General features: G+C 46.2%; 21 protein-coding genes and 1 pseudogene. 6 read left to right on the top strand and 16 right to left on the bottom strand.

Annotated elements, in window-relative coordinates; genetic code table 11:
* Positions 1–25: 25 nt before the first annotated feature.
* On the top strand, positions 26–823 hold the full coding sequence (locus MHH78_RS03000) for an SDR family NAD(P)-dependent oxidoreductase (protein ID WP_341166529.1): 798 nt from the start codon (positions 26–28) through the stop codon (positions 821–823).
* Between the two features lie 79 nt (positions 824–902).
* Here the strand turns inward: MHH78_RS03000 and MHH78_RS02995 are convergent, their stop codons facing one another.
* Positions 903–2,300 (bottom strand): discoidin domain-containing protein, encoded by a 1,398-nt coding sequence (locus tag MHH78_RS02995; protein ID WP_341166528.1) that lies wholly within the window; start codon positions 2,298–2,300, stop codon positions 903–905.
* 251 nt (positions 2,301–2,551) lie between these two features.
* Here MHH78_RS02995 and MHH78_RS02990 point away from each other — a divergent pair, with 251 nt between their 5' ends.
* On the top strand, positions 2,552–3,091 hold the full coding sequence (locus MHH78_RS02990) for a PadR family transcriptional regulator (protein WP_339221286.1): 540 nt from the start codon (positions 2,552–2,554) through the stop codon (positions 3,089–3,091).
* 11 nt (positions 3,092–3,102) lie between these two features.
* Positions 3,103–3,921, top strand: coding sequence for an SDR family oxidoreductase (locus tag MHH78_RS02985; RefSeq protein WP_341166527.1), 819 nt, complete (start codon positions 3,103–3,105; stop codon positions 3,919–3,921).
* Between the two features lie 465 nt (positions 3,922–4,386).
* Here MHH78_RS02985 and MHH78_RS02980 read toward each other — a convergent pair whose 3' ends face one another.
* Both MHH78_RS02980 and MHH78_RS02975 read right to left on the bottom strand, forming a co-directional pair.
* Entirely contained in the window at positions 4,387–5,085 is a 699-nt protein-coding gene (locus MHH78_RS02980; RefSeq protein WP_341166526.1) for a transglutaminase-like domain-containing protein, read from the bottom strand.
* Positions 5,086–5,114: 29 nt separating this feature from the next.
* The gene (locus MHH78_RS02975; RefSeq protein WP_341166525.1) at positions 5,115–5,879 is read right to left on the bottom strand and encodes an AraC family transcriptional regulator; all 765 of its coding nucleotides are present in this window, start codon (positions 5,877–5,879) and stop codon (positions 5,115–5,117) included.
* Positions 5,880–5,993: 114 nt separating this feature from the next.
* On the opposite strand from MHH78_RS02975, the gene MHH78_RS02970 reads away from it, so the two are divergent.
* Positions 5,994–6,524 (top strand): serine hydrolase, encoded by a 531-nt coding sequence (locus MHH78_RS02970; protein ID WP_341170268.1) that lies wholly within the window; start codon positions 5,994–5,996, stop codon positions 6,522–6,524.
* Here the strand turns inward: MHH78_RS02970 and MHH78_RS02965 are convergent.
* From MHH78_RS02965 to MHH78_RS02950, 4 genes and pseudogenes are all read right to left on the bottom strand, one after another.
* Positions 6,513–6,821 (bottom strand): putative quinol monooxygenase, encoded by a 309-nt coding sequence (locus MHH78_RS02965; RefSeq protein ID WP_341166524.1) that lies wholly within the window; start codon positions 6,819–6,821, stop codon positions 6,513–6,515. The genes MHH78_RS02970 and MHH78_RS02965 overlap by 12 nt on opposite strands.
* A gap of 9 nt (positions 6,822–6,830) precedes the next feature.
* Positions 6,831–7,826 (bottom strand): helix-turn-helix transcriptional regulator, encoded by a 996-nt coding sequence (locus MHH78_RS02960; protein ID WP_341166523.1) that lies wholly within the window; start codon positions 7,824–7,826, stop codon positions 6,831–6,833.
* A 44-nt stretch (positions 7,827–7,870) separates the two neighbouring features.
* The gene (locus tag MHH78_RS02955) at positions 7,871–8,368 is read right to left on the bottom strand and encodes a DinB family protein (RefSeq protein WP_076086594.1); all 498 of its coding nucleotides are present in this window, start codon (positions 8,366–8,368) and stop codon (positions 7,871–7,873) included.
* Between the two features lie 157 nt (positions 8,369–8,525).
* Positions 8,526–8,693, bottom strand: a pseudogene (locus tag MHH78_RS02950) (TetR/AcrR family transcriptional regulator); the annotation flags it as partial.
* Positions 8,694–8,805: 112 nt separating this feature from the next.
* Between MHH78_RS02950 and MHH78_RS02945 the strand changes: the two are divergent.
* A complete protein-coding gene (locus MHH78_RS02945) occupies positions 8,806–9,051 on the top strand; it encodes an MBL fold metallo-hydrolase (protein ID WP_340827714.1) in 246 nt (81 codons plus the stop codon).
* A gap of 131 nt (positions 9,052–9,182) precedes the next feature.
* Here the strand turns inward: MHH78_RS02945 and MHH78_RS02940 are convergent, their stop codons facing one another.
* On the bottom strand, positions 9,183–9,623 hold the full coding sequence (locus MHH78_RS02940) for a hypothetical protein (RefSeq protein ID WP_341166522.1): 441 nt from the start codon (positions 9,621–9,623) through the stop codon (positions 9,183–9,185).
* A 123-nt stretch (positions 9,624–9,746) separates the two neighbouring features.
* Positions 9,747–10,691: an MBL fold metallo-hydrolase gene (locus tag MHH78_RS02935; RefSeq protein WP_341166521.1), complete on the bottom strand. Its 945-nt coding sequence runs from the start codon at positions 10,689–10,691 to the stop codon at positions 9,747–9,749.
* Between the two features lie 188 nt (positions 10,692–10,879).
* Here MHH78_RS02935 and MHH78_RS02930 point away from each other — a divergent pair, with 188 nt between their 5' ends.
* Positions 10,880–11,293 carry a MerR family transcriptional regulator gene (locus MHH78_RS02930; protein ID WP_036723017.1) on the top strand — a complete coding sequence of 138 codons (414 nt, stop codon included), beginning with the start codon at positions 10,880–10,882 and terminating at the stop codon, positions 11,291–11,293.
* A gap of 138 nt (positions 11,294–11,431) precedes the next feature.
* Here the strand turns inward: MHH78_RS02930 and MHH78_RS02925 are convergent, their stop codons facing one another.
* The 7 genes from MHH78_RS02925 to MHH78_RS02895 all read right to left on the bottom strand — a co-directional run bounded on the left by MHH78_RS02925 (position 11,432) and on the right by MHH78_RS02895 (position 20,769).
* Positions 11,432–13,675 (bottom strand): U32 family peptidase, encoded by a 2,244-nt coding sequence (locus tag MHH78_RS02925; RefSeq protein ID WP_341166520.1) that lies wholly within the window; start codon positions 13,673–13,675, stop codon positions 11,432–11,434.
* A gap of 167 nt (positions 13,676–13,842) precedes the next feature.
* Complete coding sequence (locus MHH78_RS02920) at positions 13,843–14,664, bottom strand: alpha/beta fold hydrolase (RefSeq protein WP_341170267.1); 822 nt, start codon at positions 14,662–14,664, stop codon at positions 13,843–13,845.
* 77 nt (positions 14,665–14,741) lie between these two features.
* Positions 14,742–17,333 carry an FtsX-like permease family protein gene (locus MHH78_RS02915; RefSeq protein WP_341166519.1) on the bottom strand — a complete coding sequence of 864 codons (2,592 nt, stop codon included), beginning with the start codon at positions 17,331–17,333 and terminating at the stop codon, positions 14,742–14,744.
* Positions 17,330–18,013: an ABC transporter ATP-binding protein gene (locus tag MHH78_RS02910; RefSeq protein WP_036723022.1), complete on the bottom strand. Its 684-nt coding sequence runs from the start codon at positions 18,011–18,013 to the stop codon at positions 17,330–17,332. The genes MHH78_RS02915 and MHH78_RS02910 overlap by 4 nt, the downstream gene beginning before the upstream one ends.
* A 24-nt stretch (positions 18,014–18,037) precedes the next feature.
* Positions 18,038–18,976, bottom strand: a complete 939-nt coding sequence (locus MHH78_RS02905; RefSeq protein WP_341170266.1) for a VanZ family protein — start codon at positions 18,974–18,976, stop codon at positions 18,038–18,040.
* 107 nt (positions 18,977–19,083) lie between these two features.
* Positions 19,084–20,085: a sensor histidine kinase gene (locus MHH78_RS02900; RefSeq protein ID WP_341166518.1), complete on the bottom strand. Its 1,002-nt coding sequence runs from the start codon at positions 20,083–20,085 to the stop codon at positions 19,084–19,086.
* A complete protein-coding gene (locus MHH78_RS02895) occupies positions 20,086–20,769 on the bottom strand; it encodes a response regulator transcription factor (protein ID WP_339252554.1) in 684 nt (227 codons plus the stop codon). It lies immediately after the preceding gene.
* Positions 20,770–20,953: the final 184 nt, after the last annotated feature.

Raw genomic sequence — 20,953 nt, 5'->3', positions numbered from 1 at the left:
CATATCAAGACGAGGGGGCTGTGTCATGAATACATATTCATATCAGGGCAAGCTGGCAGTGGTCACCGGGGCTTCATCCGGAATTGGCGAAGTGTATGCCGGGGCGCTGGCGGCACGAGGCTGCCATGTCGTACTAGCTGCACGCTCAGCCAAGAAGCTGCAAGCATTGGCCGGCGAAATTCAACGTAAGCACGGGGTGCAGGCCTATGCCCTGCCCTGCGATTTGTCCAAAGCAGGTGCCCCGCGCCAGCTGGCCGAATCCATTGTAGCGCTCGGCCTAACGGTAGATATTCTAATTAATAACGCAGGCATTGGCACGCATGGCCGCTTTGAGGAGATCGATCCAGAGCGCGAGCAAGCGGAAATTATGCTGAACACTGCGGCTCTTGTCGACCTGACGCATCATTTTCTGCCCGGCATGCTGGAACGCAAGGACGGAGTCGTCGTCAACGTGGCTTCAATGGCCGCATTTGCACCTTGCGCCTATTCGGCTGTCTACGGTGCAACCAAGGCTTTCGTGTTATCTTTCTCCGAAGCGTTGTGGGCCGAAACCCGTGGACGCGGGGTGCGCGTCCTTACCCTTTGCCCAGGTGCGACGGATACAGGCTTTTTCGATGCTGTCGGCAGCAGGGACATGGCGGCGGGTAGCACATTGTCCACTCCAGAGAATGTCGTTCAAGCCGGATTTCGCGGGATCGACAAAGGCAGCAGTTATATCGTCGACGGGAGAAATAATCACTTGGCCGCTCAGATGGGCCGTTTTCTTCCCCGGCACAGGGCAGCTATGCTAATGGAACGTATCTCGCGCCCCAAAGAACATTGAGGAACCCAATTTAGATGCCATTCTCACGCGTTGTTCACCGTAATGTATCTAAGCACAAAGTACGGTTTGACTCCAAGGGTTACATATCTATATGATATACCTCAAACTCATAGATTCTTGCCGCAGCATTCGTGGTTTGTGTAGGTACCGTTACGTTAAGCTTAATATATCGGGCCGATACTGCTGTTATATTGTCTGCCGTAATACCGAGCCTATTGTTGGTTACGTTGACCACCGTGCTCCAGTTCGTACCGTCCGTGCTGACCTGGATATTGTAAGCCTTCGTGTTATAAGAGGGAGTCTCTCCGCCCTCCGCTGCGTGCTTGATAACAAACCGGTTCACTTGCTGCACGGAGCCGAGATCAAGCTGCAGCCAGCGGTTGCCGGACTTGGAGCACCATTTGCTGTCATTGATGACGCTGCCTTCCACGGCTTTGGCTGCAGTCTGCGAGACATTGCATGTGCTGTCAACCGTCGCCGGTTTATTTAATGCCACATTTGGAGGTCCATATACCTCAAACTCATAGATTCTCGCCGCAGGGTTTGTGGTTTGCGTAGGTGTTGTAACATTCAACTTGATATATCTTGCCGATACTACTGTTATATTGTCTACCGTAGTACCTTTCGTATTGTTGGTTACGTTAACCACCGTGTTCCAGTTGGTCCCATCATTACTGACCTGAATATTATACGCTTTCGTGTTATATGAAGGCGTCTCTCCGCCTTCTGCCGCGTGCTTGATGATGAATTGGTTCACTTGCATCACGGAGCCAAGATCAATCTGCAGCCAACGGTTGCTGGACTTGGAGCACCACTTGCTATCATTAATGACGCTGCCTTCCACAGCTTTGGCCGCAGTCTGCGAAGGGTTGCACGTACTGTCCACTGTCGCGGGTCTATTCAATGCTAAATTCGGAGAACTCACTATTATCGTGTACGTAACCTTATTCGCTCCAGATTTCGAGGTTACGATGACCTTCATGCCCGTCTCCAGTGTCGTTGCTTTCGTTATTCCGTCTGCATTGTAAATCTCGAACGTTGCATTCGCCGCTGGCGTGATCGCAGCCTTCAACGCAGCTAGATTCATGCCATTTCCGACAGTGATCGTCTCATTCGCTGTCCCGCCGGCACTCACCGTGCCGATCGCCGAGGTCAATGTAGCCGCGCACAACATGTTGGCTCCCTGGGCGACCCATTTTGCATACAGCGTTAGGTCTCTAGTAATTAGATCTGACTCCTTATAGGCTTGCGTCAGCGCGCTATCGTAGTACCAGCCTTCGAAGCTGTAGCACTCCTTCACCGGAGTATATTGAAACACCACTTTACCTCCGGATGCCGACACAAGCTGTGGGCTAATCGCCGAGCCTCCGTTCGTCTCATAGGTCACGACTAGTTGGTTGGGGCTACCCCCTTGATCGCCTCCGGCAATTGCAGGAGCTCCTAATGTCATTACCGAAACGATGATAGCTATCATCATCAAATACCCTCTTATCTTCGCCGTAATCCTTTTCTTCCCCTGACTCATCCCTGATGCCCCTTTCTCCCGACCTAATGATTACAGACTTTCGCACCATTCATTAGGGTATTCACACCAACGCGGAAGAATGCTTATTAATCGTGGAGGTTGTATTTATATATCTAATGAATATATATTGACTTGATATATATCGAAGTGATATATTGTGGTCGTGATATACAAATTTCCCTACCCTATAAGGAGGCCAAATTTTGAACAGTCAGGATGTTATTTTAGGCATACTTATGAAAGAAGCGTCGACTGGGTACCAAATAAAACAGTCATTAGAAAATGTATTCTCTAATTTCTATAGTTCCAGTTATGGAACGATCTATCCCACTCTTGCCCGAATGGAAAAGGAGGGGTTAATCACTAAGGAAAATGTGCTCCAGGACGGTAAGCCTAATAAGAATCTTCTAACTATAACGCCTAAAGGCAGAGAATGTTTTAACGCCTATTTACTAGGCCCGCTAGAAGGAGACAGCATCAGGAAATCTGATTTTATGATGAGGCTGTATTTTGGTGAATTCGTCGGATATGACAAGGTGATTGTGTGGTTGAAGCAAGCCCAAGAGGCATCAAACACCAAATTAGATCAATTACTTGAGCAATATTCGCTTTATAAAGATGAAATGCATCCAGCACAGATCATCTGCATCCAAATCGGGATAGAAGAATACAAGGCTAAACTTACAACCATTGCTGAAGGATTGGTAAGCCTGGAGAAGTTAGTGCAAGAGCAGAACTTATAGGAGGAATGGTTATGAATACAATTTTTATCACGGGAGCTTCATCAGGCATTGGAAGAGCTACAGCAAAGCATTTTGCTGAAAGAGGATGGAACGTAGTGGCCACGATGCGTTCACCTGAACAAGAAACTGAGTTTATTACACTGGATAATGTGTTAGTGCTAAAGCTTGATGTTGAAAAAGAACCTACTATCCAAACTGCGTTAGCAAAAGCGATTGAGCGGTTCGGTACTATTGATGTTCTTCTCAACAATGCTGGATATGGAACAATGGGTCTAATAGAAGCCGCTACGGAGGAGCAGATTAGAAGACAGTTTGAAGTGAACGTTTTCGGTCTGATCCGTATGACTAAAGCCATGCTGCCACATTTCCGATCTAATCAAAAAGGGATGCTGATCAACATCTCTTCGATGGGTGGGAAAGTGACCTTCCCTACGATGTCTCTGTATCATTCGTCCAAGTTTGCAGTAGAGGGGTTTTCTGAGTCCGTATCTTATGAATTAGCATCACAAAACATCAAAGTAAAGTTGATTGAACCCGGTGCTATTCATACGGACTTTGGTGGAAGATCCATGGAATTCTTTTATAATGATGATTTAACAGACTACAAGCTATTTACTGCTGCGTTTCGGGCTAAATTGGGTGAGATGGAAAAACAAACGTCCTACGCCTCGCCTCCAGAAATGGTTGCCGAAACCATATACCAAGCGGCCACAGACGGTACAAGTCAATTCCGGTACATCGTCGGAGATGATGCAAAGATGCTCATTCAGATGAAAGAAAATACGGATGAAGAAGAGTATTTAACTAATATCGCCCAGCATTTTTCTTGAAAAGAGAATATTTAAATAGTAGCTGTAAAAGAGCCTGCACTAATATCAAAGTGGCGGCTCTTTTTACTATGCTTTTATCGGGCATACATTTCTTTGATTTTCTCCTTTACCACTAAGTCCTGGATCGTTAAACCTAAAGTGAGCAGCATTCTCACATCCTGCAAATAGGTAACCACCCCTTCTAAATCAACCATTAATTTATGTTTGCTATAAACCAAGGTTCATAGTTCAAAATAAAAACCCGTCAGCCTCCAATTCCTTAAGCTGCACGCTGAGAACCTTGTACGTCACCGCTCCGATCGGTGTGACTTACCTGGCATTTCCGGAACAGTGGGTAGAGGTCCGGGCTGTGGCGCATGCAGGTTAAGAAAAAAGAGGGGGCCTTCTAACCTTTGATCGCAAATACGATGGCGCGGGGCTAAGGCGTCAGGTATTGAGGATGGTCCTTAAAACCGTTAGCTTATCTTACCCCCGCCTAATGTGATCGACGTTCCGGTTCATCAGATGCCGAACCACCCTGCTATAGATTATTTTCTTGAACGGGCTGAGCCCTTGCGGATGAGCCGTGAAGAAGGCATCGGGGCTGTCGTAAATCCCGAAATCCTGAACGATTCCTTCTTTTTGCACGTAAGTATCATTTTCGTTCCAATAGATCTCCGGCTTTTGAAAATTATCGGTTGCAACGCCATACCCGCAAAATGAACCCGTACACTGTTCGAATTTTTGCTGAAGCTTGGTCAAATAAGGAACGTCCAGTATGAATCCCTCAATATTCAACCACTTATCCTCATATAGCACTTCAACCCAGCTATGAACGATCTCCCGGGGGGACAACTGGTAATACCACCCTTTCATGGCCCCCTTTTGCAGCTTCTTATCAATCGCGAATCCATGCATACGGCAAGGCACGCCCACAGCCCTAAGCAATGCCATAAACAGAACACCCTTTGTATTACACTGGCCGTAGCCATCCTGCAAGACTTCCGAGGCCGGAATATCGTCCGCCCGGTTGTAGCCGAATCGGATTTCGTCACGAACGTAGTTATAGATGCCGAGAATCTGTTCCTTCCTGGACATCGAATCCCACCGGCGGCTGTGAACAATTTGCTGGATCAACGGGTGAGCATAGTTCAGCAATTCCGTTTCCTTCAAGTATGCACTCATGGAACACACCTCCTGCACCCATTGTAAGGTCAATGCAGGCTGGAAACTTTTAAAAAGACGCTATCTTTACGGATATCCTTCGCCGTCATGCCCAGCAACTGCTTGCTGGTGGCAGCTAAGTGGGACGGACTGTCAAAGCCTGCGGCCATCGCCGCATCCGTAATGCTAAGCCCCTCAAAAATCAAATAGGTTGCCTTCTGCAGCTTGTGCAGCACCATGTACCCGCTAAGTGAAATACCTGTATTTTCTTTGAAAAGATGCGACAATCTGCTGTTAGATAAACCTAACTGCCGGGCGTAATGACTGACGGAGTGTTCGGAGTCGGTGCAATCTTTGAGGAGCTGAATAAGCTCTCTGATTCTCAGATCAACAATAGTGGGTTTCACCTGCTCTACACCTAATAGCCTCATAAGTTGTTCCAGAAAAGAACGATAGCTGTCCGGGTCCTTAACGCCGGCATACTCCTTTTGCATCAATGCACGGATACTCCTCATCACTTCATGCGGGAACACATGGTACGGCTGCCCCTCCAGAACCCGCTTAAAGCTTGCAGCCATCTCAGAGGTGCGGTCGATCAGAAGGAGAATCAACGGGTGTCCTGCTTCTTTTAAGCGATGAACGACGTTCGAATTGATAATGATACCTGGACCACTCAAGCTTTGCCCTGCCACCTCAATGTCAAATTCGCCTGTTAATGAGATCGTCACCTGTAAAAAAGAATGCCGGTGCTCTTCCGCATCAATCGAATCTGACACCACCATCAAGTGATGCTCCGCTCCATATAAATTCATCATGTTCGAATCACTCCAGGCTTAGCTCTTTGTAGTATGATTTATATATTCTATACCAGCATGTTTATTATAAACAGAGGTGAACCGAGAATATGTTCTTACAAAAAGAAGTAGTACATACCAGTAAGGATAAGTATTTGGCGCTTAGAGGATCTTAACCTAGCTGCTGTCCAAGGAGTTAGAATAAGACATTTATTAACACATACTCATGGACTTAAAAATAATCATGAAAAACTTTTTCTTTTTGTAAGTGCCCGTGAATTGGCATATTGGGGTTACCTTCACTTGAACCGTGGACTCGTTAATGGACAACAGCTTGTTCCAAAAGAGGTTATAGAACAAGCTACAACTAATCAGAGCCCAGCAAATCTTGATGATACATTGCCTAGGAATGGCTTCGCTTGGTGGATTCAGGATAAGCCTAGAGCTATTTCTGAAATAGGAAACACACTCCCGCTCGGGTCCTATCAAATACTAGGACTAACTGGCTGTGCCTGTTTGGTTATTCCTGAACATCGGATAGTCGCGGTTAGAATGTACAATCAAACAGGTCCAAATCCACCAGGGCACGACTACTTAGAGGATATTAAGGCATTTGGAGACAAAGTCTTATCGTGTACTTTGAATTCGGCCTCTTTATACGTCTAACCCCTTCCCGCCAACGGGACGGAGTCTAACCTGTTCTGCGCCTGCGATTAAAGGACGTGCGCGTTGAATAACGGCCAGCACTTCTTCGTTCTTGAGAGAGCCGGCATGAGCCTCTCCATCGCTCCACAGCTCAGTGACCCAGATCGTATCGGGGTCATCTACGGATTCATTGATAATATAGAGCTCACAGCCCGCCATATCCTTCAAGCTACGCGAAGCTTCCAGCAATATTAGAACGAGTTCATCCCGTTTCCCGGGGCTGGCCGTCAATTTTCCGTACATCGCAAATTTGCTCATACCCACTCTTCATCCCTTCTGATCCTCTGATTTTATTTGCATCGCTTCGTAGTGTTTAAACATTTCGAGGCTGACCTCAGCCATTCGATCAATTAGTATTTGCGGCTCAAGTATCTTGAGTGACTTCCCATACGGAAGAAGAAAGTACGGAACATACGTCTGCAGCGACAGTTCCCCCAGCTTAAAAAGAGCTTCGCCGGGCTGCCTGCGTTCGATCAGCGCATGACCAAACAGCCAATGCTTGCATAGCTCGTTAAGCGCATGTTCGTGTCCCTGAAGCCTTACGGTGACTAGCGTCTCAGCTTCGAGCGAATCCGGAAGTAAAGAATGCAAGAGGAAATCCCTCGCGGAAAAGGCAGCTGGACGTTCGAAGCGGGTATCCGTCGCCTCCAAACGGATAATGCGATCCACCCGGAAGCTTCGGATCTCTTGCCGCAACCGGCAAAACCCTGCAACGTACCATAGTCCCTTCCAATGCACGATGCCGTAGGGGTCGAGGACTCGATGGCTTGGAGTAAGCTCCGGTCCTTTGGCATAGTCCATGTTCAGCGACTCTCCCCGGGCTATGGCCTCCTCTAACCGTCTGAGCAATTCAATTTCTCTCGCGTCCGTGGGTGTTTGGATGACGGCAAGCCCGCTGCTATGTCTATTAATCCGCTCAAGCTGCTCTTCATTCGTGTATCGCTTCAGCTTATCGACCGCTCGGGAAAGCGCATCCGTGAACGGATAGCCCGCTTCCCGTGCGAAGACGGATGCATGTACGAGCGCCTTCTGCTCTTCGGAATCGAAGAGCAGCGGAGAATCAACGAATTCACCGAGAAGCCGGTAACCGCCGTTCGGACCGGCATCGGCAATAATCGGGGCTCCGCTCGCGCACAGTGAATCAATGCACCGGTATACAGTGCGAATATGAATCTCCAAATCGTCCGCAAGCTGCTGCGCCGTCACCCGCTTTCCCGAACGAAGCAACCATAGTATGGACAGCATATTATCCGCTTTTGACAAACCGTTCTTCACTCCCTAGACCATTTATTTCATTGTAAAGGAACTTAGATCAGAGGCGCTATCCCTTTCTCGACCCAAGTATCGTAAGTCGGACCGTAAACATTAGGCGTTCGAAGTCCGGCCTGACGCATGAGAACGGTCATCTGTCCGCGATGATGCGCTTGGTGCATAATCGTATAACGAAGGGAGCTTCCGTTCAGCCAGGCTTCCTTCTCAATCATGACCGACTCGCGCAAGGATTCGTCATTCCACTGCGTTCGAACCGCGTTCAGCAGATTCTTGCTGATCCGCCGATACTCCGAAGCTATAAATGCAGCAGAATCCGGAGCTTCTTCGCCTCTGGAGGGAGCTTCGAACGCGAGCCCCAAAGATGTCATGTAGTGCAGCGATCGAACCAGATGCCAGGAGATTTGTCCCAGCGTTCGTCGGCCTTCGATAATCTCCTGTCCAAGAGAATCATCCGTAAGTGCATCCAGTACGGAAGCGGTTAGTTCCGCCTCGCTAGTCCATTCCGCAGTAAAGTCTTCAATTTTCGTAAACATTTTTGTTCCTCCAGTCCATTATTGACTAACACTCGACAAGCATACAAAAAAAACACTGACAGTTACGGTCAGTGTTTTTGACTCACCCTGAAAATTTTTTGAAGTAACTGATATACAGCATGAAACCTTAGTAAATGGTACTCACAAAGCTTATGACTGAGACAATTTGCCGGTGAATCAGCTCGCTCATCTGAAATCCGTAACACATCGAGAGAAAAGACATAGCGGTAAGGCGCTCATCCTGTCTAGCGATCACTTTTTTCTTCTGCAGGCGTTCAAAATATTCAACCAGCAAGGAGTGCAGCTTCACTGGCGGATTATCCAAAAACCCCGCGTCAAATTTTTTTGAAGTCGCAGCTGACGTCTTTGCCGGTATTTCGCCGTATCGCGGCATCAGTTGGACCAATGCCGGGTTCATCAACAAGGGTGAAGGGCTGGTGTATGACACGTTTTTCGATTTGTTCCATGCACGGGAAATGCGGGAGGCTTATAAGGAAGTAAGCAACGGCGGCTCTCCCGCATATGTAGTGAACTCGCACTATAACAGTGATCATGCCTGGGGAAACAAAGTGTTTGAAGATGCTTGCATTATTATGCACAAGGAAGCCTCCAGAGAGCGTCTCACCGAGAATATCAGCTGGATGGACAACGTCATCAGAAGAGGGAACTCTCAATTGGGTTAAAGTGCTTGATCGCATTATTGATGAAATTAACCCGAGATCGTTGTTCCAGGACATGGCGCCATCTGCGGCCTGGACTTCGTGAAGGAGCAGAGGGACTACCTCCTGAACCTGATGTCTCCAACTTGTAAAAGTTACGGAAAATCGAGCTCATCATCGATGACACGGAATATCTCCCTGCTCCGCGCCGGATACCGGGCATCCAGCTTCTCCCACTGCCGTTTCGGTAAAATCAAAAATTCATGCGTATCGGAAAAATATGAGGCCTCAAACAGCCGGATTTCGTATTTGTCCCGGACCAGCTCCTGAAAGCCGCGAATCGTGATGTAGCGGTCTTGTCCGGTAAAGGTAAGCGCAATCGAATGCAGTTGTCCATTGTAGGTAACGTCCAGTCCTTTGTCCGTTGATGTCACCTCAACCGTTTCATCTGGAAGCCGTTTACCGAACAACCGGACGATCTCCTCATCCTCTTCTCGCCAATCTACAATGACGCTGTATGCACAAGTAAATTGCTCAAGCTGTTGCCCATCTCCTTCGAATAGCAATGTCAGTTCGCTGTCGCTTGGCATCTTCATCCTAGTATCCTCCCTGTGTTCATTCATTTATATACTATATAGATAGAGAATAACCTTGTTGATCAGGACCAAACCAGATGTTCTACAACTTGGTAGAATCTTATTGTAAGATTGCCGGTCGTCTCATCTGTTGTTTTGAACAAGCATACTGTTAAAAAGCCAGCGAAAGTTCCATCTGAAATACTGGGGCAGATGCCAATCCTCATACCCTTTTAATACACCTTGCTCCAGCCAGTAAGACTCTGATTGCCCGCTTGTTACAGCTCCAGCAACATAAGCGATCATTTTCTCCAAAAAGTGTATGACATCTGTGATGCGATCTGAATTAGAGATATCTCCGTGCCCCGGAACGACAGTGTCGATCTTGAGATCTTGCTGCATGCGTTTAAGGATGCGTATCCAGGCATACGGATTACCGTAGGGAATAACCGGAATGGTCTTAGCCGATACCAAATCACCTGCAATCAAAGTCCGCTCCTCTGGAACGTACACCACGGCATCACTTAAAGAATGACCGCCTCCGTAAGACAACACTTCGATGGTTCGCTTTGTTCCCCGAATCACGAGTTTATCATCAAAGGTTATCTTGGGGATCACCCTGCGCAGGGAAGGGATCGTATCATACAGCGCACGCTGCACGGAAAGATCATAGCCGATTTCAGTGAGCATATGAGGATCTCTTTCCTGTGAACGCATGTGATCTAGACTAGTTATTAACCTGCGAATGTTTTGTTGCATGGCATCAATATTCACTTCACCCATATCAGCAAGCAAATCTCTTGTCCACACAGTAGATATCAATTCGCTGCTCATAAATTCCTGATTGCCGTTGACATGATCTCCATGGAAATGTGTATTCACTACATATTTGACCGGTTTGTTCGTTAATTGTTCGGCAGTAATACGTAACAAAGCAGCAGAATGCGGCAGATTGGTGGTATCCACTACCACGGTTAAATCTCCAAGATCAATAATGGCTGCATTCCCCAGAGAGCCGCTGCCTGGAACCGAAATAGCCCCCCAGACACCCTCCGAAGCTTGTTGAATCGTGAAATATTCGTTGTTCATTGTGACACCCCTTTAGTGTTTGTTCCTACATTCGAATGAGTAACATTAACTTACAAGTTAGAGTCAACTGGAAGTCAAGAGCTTATTCAGTACAAGGCTGGGGCGAATGTACACATTGGCTTTGAGCTAACTAAAGGCTGTATAATATCTTTCAATATCAGCTTTCATAAAGGAGGAACAGAAATCCGATGCTCACCATCAGTCAAGTGTCAGAACAAACAGGACTAACTCCGTATACCATTCGTTATTATGAAAAAATCGGCGTACTACATGAACCCATGCGTAGCAATGGAGGGGCACGTGTCTACCAAGAAAGCGAGGTTTCCTACATTCAATGTCTAAATAAACTTAAAAAATTGGGTTTATCGCTTGAGGAGATTACGGAATTTACTCGTGAGGGCTGTGTCATGGATAAAATTCAACAAGGGGAGAAACCTTCTACTTATAGTCCTACTTTAAAAAAGCGGATTGAAATCCTTGAGCAGCATCTGATGGAACTGGAATCCAAGCGACAAGAAATTGATTACATGATTTCTCTAGCCGAAGAGAAACTCACCCTATACCAGGAACTTACGAAAGAAGACATAGTAAATACTAGATAATCACCAGTACAAATAAACCCGCAGAAGCCCGTTTACGCATCGTTCCGACCGGAGTGTGGCTACCCTGCTCCTATCGTCGATATGCTGTAAATATAGGCTCCTGCGAGCTTGTCTTCGAATGACCGTCTTTCAACCTGCCTACACAATCTCTTTATTATAATGTCCTCTTGTGTCGGTTTCCGGATTAAAGACCGCATTACTCATTGAGCCGTTTAATTTGCCTGAGGCCATATGAATGACTTGCACAACCTGCTCTTTAGATTCAACGGTGAAGTTTAACCGGAGCGCCTCGATTCCTTTGAGGTCTGGCAGCTCATCTAGCAGATTAAGCGTCTTCCCGTTAAGAATAGTCGCTGTACAATCCTCATGGGAAAGGATAGGGAACGTTCCTTGTTCATCTTTTAACTCATAGCTTTTCGTTCTGCACACTCTGCATTGATTCATTTTTCGCATCGGACAATATTTGGTGAACATCAACGGAGACCTGCCATATACGATCATTTCCAGCGCAGGATTGCCGTCATTTTCTTCAACATAGGCATTCAATAAATCATCCATTTGGCTCTTATTCATTTCATAAGATAAAGTGACTCGCTTGGCACCTAATTTATATAGTTCATAGCAGCTAGTAGCATTAATAACATTTAGAGAATAGTCCGTAACGAACGGGTTGGTTCCTCGGTAGTGATGAATTCCGCCATATCCTCCGATCAGCAGCTGCCCTTCTTTTTCCTGATAATCATTCTGATTTCTTCTAACCACATTGTCAAAATAGATTTCCGTAATTCCACAGCTCACGCAAGCATCATACTGTTCCTGATTCGTTACAGAGGCCGTAAGGTATGGTGTTACAGGGTCGAAGCTTATTTTTTCTTTGGCAGACACAGTCTTGGTTCTTTTCTTCTGGCTGTTGAGCTTCAAGTCATATAAGCCCAGTACAATTTCTCTTCTTGCTGCATTTAACAGTTTGGCTGGAATAAACGCATTACCTTCCTCATAATCGACCTGATGAAGCTCGAATATCGTATCGTTTAATCTGGAGAATTGTTTAATGACCTGGTCCTTGGTGGTTGGGTTATTAATGGCTTCGCCTAATATTTCCTCACTTTCATAGGAATAATTAAAGCCTAAGCCCTCCGCCTTTATAACAAGCTTTGAATCTGGATATGCATATACGCTAAGATCTAGGTTGAACCGCTTAAATTCTTTTTCCAGTGACGCTTCTAATTCTTTATGGTAGAAATAATCCTTCGTTTTATAGACTATATCTCCCGCAGACATCTTTTCTTTGACTTTGATATAGCAGACATCATCTGCTGTGTTGATTAAGTCGCCGTCTTTGTTGTATAGCTTGGCAACCGTTAAATTAACATCTTCATTGTTATGGCTTATTCGGATGGTATCATTTTGATTTAAAGTACGTGTAAGTGTGATTTCATACCTGTCCTTCTCAATCCTGCTAATGGTTCCAATCTCATATCCAAAGTGATTAGGTCTTGAGATGTTTGTAATATTCCTCCGGTCCTCGTGGAACAAATATCCTTTAGTAAAGGTCCGATTGAATGTCTTCTTCAGATTTTCTTTATCTGCTTCGGTGATTTTATGATCTAAAGCCCTGCGATATTTGGATACCACATTAGCCACATACGTAGGCACTTTCATTCGGCCTTCTATTTTTAAAGAATCGATTTCTTTTAGATCATGAATGTAATCGATGGTGTTCAAGTCCTTAGTGGATAAAATATAGCTTTTGCCTAAAGATGTACCTGTTGTCTGATCCATCAGATCGTATTCCTTACGGCATGAACCCACACATCTTCCGCGATTTGCGCACCGAAAGCCGCTTAGTCCTGACATTAGACAGTTTCCCGAATAAGATACACATAACGCACCGTGAACGAAAATCTCTAAAGGGATGTCAGCTACTCTTTTGATTTCTTTTACTGTTTCAATCTTAACCTCACGGGACAGTACAACTCTCTTAGCACCAAGTTCTTTAAACAATAAAGTTCCGTCTACATCGTCTATTCCCATTTGAGTGGAACAATGTGCTTCCATATCATGAAAGTTTTTAACGATATAATCGAAAGCCGTCAGGTCCTGGACGATAATACCATCCACACCGATTTCATTTAATTCGCGGATCTGCTGTTTCATCTCTTCCACTTCGTTTTCGAATACGATGGTATTCATGGCGACATAGATTTTAACGTCCCTCAGATGCGCATACGTAACAGCCTCTTGTAACGATTCCACATCAAAATTAGATGAGTAGGCGCGTGCCCCAAATTTTTGCATGCCCAAGTATACTGCATCACAACCATTAGATATTGCAGCTTTTAAAGCTTCCATATTTCCTGCTGGCGCTAATAATTCAGTCATAAATGATCCTTACCTCCTACTTCAATAACCGCTCAAATTCAGCACCATTAATCATAAAATATGAACTACACTTAAGCTGCGGCAAAAAGCACAAGCCAATGGTTTGCAGCTTGTTACGGATATATGGAGCGGAATCGGGATGGCCATATGATCGCTCTCTACAATAGTTACGGTGTAGGATAAATCTCAGTAAGCTTCGCTTTTTTCAACTTCTCCATGAGTGTATCTACGGCCTTCATTACCTCTTCTGGCTGATGGTGCGGAATCATATGCGCCGCTGTGGGCAGTACCTTAAGCTCAGCATGAGGTAGTGCGCGGTTAAGCTTAAAGCTACATAAGGCATAGACCTCGTCCTCGTAATCCGCCGGAACGGGCTCCGGCGCAAAGGTGGCCTTCATTATGCTCCGCACCATGATTTTGCCCACCAAGGGGAACAAAATGTTCATCATCACATGTCCCACAACAGGCATCATCACCAACCGGGAGAGGGGATCTCCCTTTTCAGCCGGATACCCTTCCTTATACATCCCGCCCGCCACCGTGACCACCCCTGCCACTTGATCGGGATATAAGGACGCATACGTCAACACCAATAGCGCGCTCCAGGAATGGCCGACCAGAACCGGCTTCTCCACACCCATCTCCTTAAAAACCAGATGGAGCCATTGTGCCTGATCCATAAGGGTAAACGGAGCCTTCCCGCTCTGCGGGCGCTGACTATAGCCGTATCCGGGGCGGTCCAAAGCCAGCGTGCGGTATCCTTTGGATGTCCCAAGCTTCATTACCTTACCAAAGTCATCACCGCGAAGGACACCCCCATGCAAGAAAACAATCGGCTTCCCTTCACCTTCATCCAGATAATGCACTGGAAGGCCATTGACCCTGACAAACTTCCCCGCCGGGGGGAACCGGCTCTCCCTTTTCTTGTAGCTATAACGGTTGTATAGATATACAACAAGTAACATCACCAACGCGATGATAACGATCATTGTCCTCACGCATAGTCCTGCAAACTTAGGCAAGCATTGCAGGGTATTTTAAAGATGGTTGCTGTATCCCAAGTAAATCATATATTCTCTTGCTTTAATGCATCAATAATATTCTCCTTTTTTATTTTAGCTCCGGAATAAACAACCGCAGAGCTGACAATGACAAATACACACACAATGACAGACAGAACGCTCATCCAGGGCAGGGTGAACCCATAGCTGAATTTGTTCGCAAATGCTTTATAGATCAGAACCATCAAGGCGAAACTGAGAGGAAGCCCATACAAGAGCGACTTGACCCCATAATAAACACTCTCATAGTTCAGCATTTTGGCAAACCCCTTTGGCGTCGCGCCTACGGATTTCAGCATCGCAAATTCCCGTTTGCGAAGAGCCAGCCCTGTTGAGATCGTATTAAAGATGTTCGCAACGGAAATCACAGAGATTAATACGATAAATCCGTAAGAAAAGACGTTCATCAGCAGAATCTGTTGTTCTTCTCTTATTCTGTATTGATATGCATTGTAGACATTCAGATGGGTCTCATTCATCGCTTCAATTTCCTGCTGCGTTTTCACCGGTTCCGTGCTCTTCAAATGGAAGTACATCGAAGCGTTAGCCAGCTCCTCGCCGTCTGCCAGCCGCTTCATGACGCGTTCCGACACGATCATATTTAACCCGCCTACGCCTAACGGGCTGATCCCCATCGGTGCCTTATCCGTCAATGCGGCAATTATCACTTGATTTGTCTTCGCTTCTTCCCCGCTCGCTTTAAAAAAACTCGTTAGCTCGATAGGTTGTCCGATATTCGCATATATGGACTTCGTCTGAATATATTTCCCCGTATCTATATCTTTGTAATGAATCGTATCCATCACGATTGCGGCGGGATGATCCAGATCCGTAAGCTGTTCGTAATCTGCGTGAGCCGCTCTGGCATAGGCTTGCAGGCTCGAATCATTCAGTGCATAGAGCTTAATTTCGTAAGGGTATTTCCCGTCTTGCAGCATACTCCTATCCTGCTTAACCTTCTCCTGCAATTCGTCGGCGATGCTTGCTGCATCGACCCAAGCGTTCCTGACTAACTCATGACTGACGCTGTATTCCGTGACGCCATCCAGAGATACAAGCGATTGCATCAACCGGTCATCTAGTCTTTCGCCATTACTGGACGACACTTCAATATCGTAATTGATGCCTTCCAGCGACAATGCCAGAGATTGTGTCAGGCCAGCCGTGAAAAACGATATCGTCAAAAACAAAACGATGCTGATGACAAGCGAAAAAAGAATAACATGATGTCTTCGTTTGTTCCTTTTTAAGTTTTTCAGCCCGATTTCGGCTTCGATTCCGAAGAGCTTACGAATGATCTTCGACGTCTTCACTGCTTTGGCCGTAAGCTTTACCTCAGTGGTTTGGCGAATCGCGTCCATGGGAGATACCCTGGATGCTTTAACCGCCGGGAGATACGCCGAAACGAAAATCGTCAGCATCGAAACAAGACAAGTCATCAAGAGCAATAACGGCGTGACGATCAGCCTCAGCTTTTCACTGGTCCATAATGCCCCTTCAATCATTGTGTTCATGAACGAAAAGGTGATTCCGATTCCGGCAAGACCGCATAAGATGCCAATAGGAATGCTGATCAAACCAATGACGATCCCTTCAAAAAATACGGAATTTCGCTTCTGCCTTTTCGTCGCCCCCACGCTCGCGAGCATCCCTAAATAGCGGGAACGTTCCGAGACGGATATCGCAAAGGCGTTATAGATGAGTCCAACCGAGCCAATGATAATGGTCCCCATAAGGATTGCCGATAATGAGAACATCATGCTGGATGAGGCTCCGCTGCTGGACAAGCCATAATAATGAAGCAAATCGTTATTATATTGGACAGTGTTAATTTGGTTTTTCTCAGCCAGCTTCTCCGCATGTGCGAACAAGAACGGATTGACCTGCTTCAAGACCACCGACGCATCGACCCGATCCTCTCCCCCGATGATTTGATCATCGACATAGCTAATGATCGTATAAGCCGGGGCCCAAGCCGTTTCCGACACCGGACGTTTAATGAAACCTACCACCGTATAATCCCTAATTACGCTATGCTGTAATGTCTCGGTCAATGTGCCGTCTTTCCTGCGCAGCGGTGCCGTCTGATCCAGGGGATGATCGCCCCCTTGTTCGAATCGGTCGCCGACGTGAAGCGTTAGACGGTCGCCGATTTCGTACTTCACTTTGCCATCTGTTGCAACTGACTCGGAGATCACAACCTCCTTATCCGTGTGCGGAAGACGTCCCTTGCTTATTTCAATCTGAAATTGTGTGAACCCTTGCACATCATATTCCTTAATGAACAAGTACGGCTTATTGGAATTTTGTCCCCCTTCTAATGGGGCATACCCAAGGTCTCTTGTGATTGCAACCGTTTTGGTTGCATCATCGCCCTGTATCGCCGCAAGCTGTTTCTTGGTTATATCCTGATACTGAATATGCCACTCCCCTGTATCTGAGATCGTTTGTCTAATCATTAAATCCGCAAAGGAAAAAATAAGCGTAATAACAGCGGTCATCATGGATACCGAAATAATTACGCCAAAAATAGTCACAAGTGTTCGTCTCTTGTTCTGCTTCAGATGCCGGATGGTTAATGTATTGACAATATTCATCGCCTGATCACCTCGTTTTTGGCAATCCTCCCATCTTCAATCGAAATGATTCTATCGGCTTGCAGGGCAATCCGTTCGTCATGCGTGATTACGATCAGTGTCTGATGATACGTCTTATTCAGCATTTTCAATAAAACGATGATCTCGCTGCTATTCCTGCTGTCCAGATTTCCGGTGGGTTCGTCGGCCAGCATGATCGCAGGATTGCCGATGATCGCCCTGCCAATCGAGACACGCTGCTGCTGTCCACCGGATAGCTGATTCGGCAGATGATTTAATCGATGCTGCAAATTCAGCGTATTCACAAGATCAGCCAATTGCTTTTGATCTACCTTTTGTTGATCCAGCAAGAGCGGCAGCGTAATATTCTCTTCCACCGTCAGGACGGGAATCAGATTGAAAAACTGGTAGATCAGCCCGATTTGCCTGCGTCTGAAGATGGCCAGCTGCGTTTCGTCCAAAGTATACATATCCGTATCCTGAACATACACTTTCCCGCCAGTCGGTCGATCCACACCGCCCAGCATATGAAGGAGTGTCGATTTGCCCGATCCGGAAGGTCCGATAATTGCGACGAATTCACCTTTTTGGACCGAAAAGGAAACATCATCAAGCGCCTTCACCGCCGATTCGCCCGTGCCGTATATTTTGGACAAATTTTCAATGGTTAAAATCTCCATTCCCATCCCTCCTTCCCCAGATGCTCAATTCCAGGAATATACCATCTCTCTATATCCAACATCCCACAGGGTTTCATTCCCCTCAATGGTTATCTTAAGCTCATTAGCCCGGGTGAGATGAAGAATCCTATTATCCGGCTCATGGAGCTGATCTTCTGCAGATACAGACAGGAGCTCATTCCCGTCAACGGTAACCTTAAGGCTGCCCTGAAAATCCTTATGATCAGGAATTCCATAATTCAAGCTAAGATACAGCTCTCCCTTATTGCCTAGCGAATACGTATATGTTTCCTTCTTTTTACCTTCGGTGCCATACACATTATACTTGGGTGTCACGTCTTGACCGCCAATCTTAAGACTGTCCTGTTTGGTTCCCGTAATTCGATTTCCGGTGCTATCTTTCCAGTCGTTGATCGCTACAAAAGGGGCCAACTCTTTGGTGAACACTTGATCAACTACTCCGAAGACCCCCCACACGCCGAGCATTAATACAGCACCGGCAATTCCCGTAGCAGTGATATTTCTCCAGTAGTTTTTTGTACGGAAGCCAATCTTGTAGCCCCCGAATCCAATAGCAGCGCCCACTGAGTTCGTTATGACGTCGTTCATGTCAAAGCTGCCGAGGAATGTTAGGGCCTGGATGGTCTCCACCACAAGAATGGACAGGATAAACCCTGTCATGAAGCGAACAAAGCTGGTGCGGTATAACAACGGAAACAGTATGCCAAAAGGTATGAAGGCTGCAATATTTCCAATACCCACCAAGTCCATCAGTGTCGGATGTAGAAGATCGGAAAGACCCGGCACCCTAAAAAAATCGTCCGGCAAAAAAATAAAGGTGTACTGACTGGTTTGATCTACAGTATCCGCTCTGCCGAAAGCAAAAAACATAAAATAAAGAATAATCAGGGTGTAGCCTATCGTGATAAAAAAAGTAATCTTGCGCTGCTGCTTCATTTGCATTTGCATGGTTGTACCTCCATCGTTCATCTGATGAATATCATTTTATCTGTCTAAAATGACTTTACAGTGACTTTGGAGGTGACAGTTCAGTCACTTACGGAGTGCTGTTAAATGACATGCTTATAAAATTTGATCCGAAACTCTGTACCGGTCCCGCTGTCGCTCGTTACATCAATCACGCCATTCTGGCTTGCAATGATGCTGTGAGCCATCGCAAGCCCTATACCGATGCTTCCTTCATTAGCATTCTTTCCTTTATAAAAACGTTTGAATATATAAGGCAAATCCTCTTTCGGAATGCCCCCTCCGTTGTCAGCAATAACGATTTCCGTAAATAGCATGTTGTCGGAAAATGTGATGGTAATCGCACCGCCCTCAGGTGTATGCTCCACTCCATTCTTCAAAATATTGATAACCGCTTCAGCAGTCCAATGGAAATCGCCGTCAAAAGAGACGTTATCATCCCCTATGATGGAAACGGTCTGGCCCTTAATATCCATCGGAATCATAACCGGCTCCAGTGCCTTTTGGATTAGGGTTTTCATGTGTATTCGATCTTTTTTGAACGGGATAGTTCCCGCATCCATTTTCGCTAGCTTTAATAAGGAAGAAACAAGCCAATCGATCCGTTCAAGCTGAATGCGGATATGATGGGTGAACTCCGTTCTTTTGAGTGGAGGCAGATCAGGGGCGCTTAACAGATCTGCCATGACTGTCATAGAGGTGATCGGTGTTTTGAGTTGATGTGAAATATCGGAGATGGCATCGGTCAGTTGAAGCTTATCCTGCTGCAATAACGAACGATGCTCGGAGAGCATGCGTGTCACCTTGTAAATATCATTCTTTAAGATGCTAAGCTCACCTTCTTGATTATCGCGAGGGTCAAGGGAGGCCTGGCCGCTGCTAATCTCCCGCAAATAGACGGACAGCTTCTCTAGCTCGTAATATCTCCGTTTTGTGAATAATACAGCGGTGCCGGTAAGCAGCAGGGATACAATAATAACCAGGGCTGCGGCGGCAGACGAAATGAAAGCAGCAATGACGATCGCCGATAAGCTGATCGAGCCCATGACGAGCAATAACATTAGATTTTCCCGATTGCGCAGCATCTAATCACCAACCTTATAGCCTAAACCGCGTACCGTTTTGATCAGAGCCGGCTGCTCCGGATTATCCTCCAGCTTTTCCCTTAGCCTTTTGATATAGACCGTTAACGTGTTGTCATTCACGAAGTCGCCGGCCACGTCCCAGATTTGCTCCAAGAGCTGATTCCTGGTGAGGACCTGTCCAACATGGTTGCCAAAGATCAGCAATAAGCGGTATTCCAGGGCGGTTAGCGAAATTTCGGCACCGTTTTTATATACTTTGCCTTCCAGTGTATGGATGCGCACATTGTCAATGTCGATGACCGCTCCGGCGTGGGACAGCTTCTGGTATCTCCGCAAGACGGATTTGATCCTGGAGAGAAGCTCGCGAACCCGAAATGGTTTGGTAATGTAATCATCGGCTCCCATATCGAGCCCCATCACGACATTGACCTCATCATCAATCACCGTTAAGAAAATGACCGGAATATCCCGCCGTTCCTTCACCATCTTACATAATTCATAGCCAGTTCCGTCTGGAAGCTGTAAATCGAACAGGCACAAAGTGAACTGATCGATGTCTTCGGCGAGCATCTTTCGGGCTGAAGCGGCATTATGGCAGAGAACAGTCCAATAACCCTCTTGCTGCAGTGAATATTCCAGTCCCGACGCGATCGTCTTATCATCTTCAACTAATAATATTTTCATCTGAAGGTCATCCTTATGATTGATTTTAGAACATTTAATGAATTCCACGGATTCGTTTCTTTATAGTGATAAATGCCGTCATATCCTCCGATTAGCAGCTGCCCTTCTTGCTCATTATAATCATTCTGATTTCTTCTAACCACATTCTCAAAATAGATTTCCTTAATTCCACAGCAATGATCCA

Source organism: Paenibacillus sp. FSL H3-0333 (assembly GCF_038002805.1).
In the GTDB taxonomy this organism is placed as follows: domain Bacteria; phylum Bacillota; class Bacilli; order Paenibacillales; family Paenibacillaceae; genus Paenibacillus_AQ; species Paenibacillus_AQ silagei.
Note: the sequence above shows the minus strand (reverse complement) of the source record. Positions and strands in the feature narration are given on the sequence as shown.

Excerpts from the sequence above, each read along its gene's own strand:
- MHH78_RS03000 (WP_341166529.1), top strand. The coding sequence starts at position 26 with ATGAATACATATTCATATCAGGGCAAGCTGGCAGTGGTCACCGGGGCT.
- MHH78_RS02995 (WP_341166528.1), bottom strand. The coding sequence starts at position 2,300 with ATGATGATAGCTATCATCGTTTCGGTAATGACATTAGGAGCTCCTGCA.
- MHH78_RS02985 (WP_341166527.1), top strand. The coding sequence starts at position 3,103 with ATGAATACAATTTTTATCACGGGAGCTTCATCAGGCATTGGAAGAGCT.
- MHH78_RS02980 (WP_341166526.1), bottom strand. The coding sequence starts at position 5,085 with ATGAGTGCATACTTGAAGGAAACGGAATTGCTGAACTATGCTCACCCG.
- MHH78_RS02975 (WP_341166525.1), bottom strand. The coding sequence starts at position 5,879 with ATGATGAATTTATATGGAGCGGAGCATCACTTGATGGTGGTGTCAGAT.
- MHH78_RS02965 (WP_341166524.1), bottom strand. The coding sequence starts at position 6,821 with ATGAGCAAATTTGCGATGTACGGAAAATTGACGGCCAGCCCCGGGAAA.
- MHH78_RS02955 (WP_076086594.1), bottom strand. The coding sequence starts at position 8,368 with ATGTTTACGAAAATTGAAGACTTTACTGCGGAATGGACTAGCGAGGCG.
- MHH78_RS02940 (WP_341166522.1), bottom strand. The coding sequence starts at position 9,623 with ATGAAGATGCCAAGCGACAGCGAACTGACATTGCTATTCGAAGGAGAT.
- MHH78_RS02935 (WP_341166521.1), bottom strand. The coding sequence starts at position 10,691 with ATGAACAACGAATATTTCACGATTCAACAAGCTTCGGAGGGTGTCTGG.
- MHH78_RS02930 (WP_036723017.1), top strand. The coding sequence starts at position 10,880 with ATGCTCACCATCAGTCAAGTGTCAGAACAAACAGGACTAACTCCGTAT.
- MHH78_RS02925 (WP_341166520.1), bottom strand. The coding sequence starts at position 13,675 with ATGACTGAATTATTAGCGCCAGCAGGAAATATGGAAGCTTTAAAAGCT.
- MHH78_RS02920 (WP_341170267.1), bottom strand. The coding sequence starts at position 14,664 with ATGATCGTTATCATCGCGTTGGTGATGTTACTTGTTGTATATCTATAC.
- MHH78_RS02915 (WP_341166519.1), bottom strand. The coding sequence starts at position 17,333 with ATGAATATTGTCAATACATTAACCATCCGGCATCTGAAGCAGAACAAG.
- MHH78_RS02910 (WP_036723022.1), bottom strand. The coding sequence starts at position 18,013 with ATGGAGATTTTAACCATTGAAAATTTGTCCAAAATATACGGCACGGGC.
- MHH78_RS02905 (WP_341170266.1), bottom strand. The coding sequence starts at position 18,976 with ATGCAAATGAAGCAGCAGCGCAAGATTACTTTTTTTATCACGATAGGC.
- MHH78_RS02900 (WP_341166518.1), bottom strand. The coding sequence starts at position 20,085 with ATGCTGCGCAATCGGGAAAATCTAATGTTATTGCTCGTCATGGGCTCG.
- MHH78_RS02895 (WP_339252554.1), bottom strand. The coding sequence starts at position 20,769 with ATGAAAATATTATTAGTTGAAGATGATAAGACGATCGCGTCGGGACTG.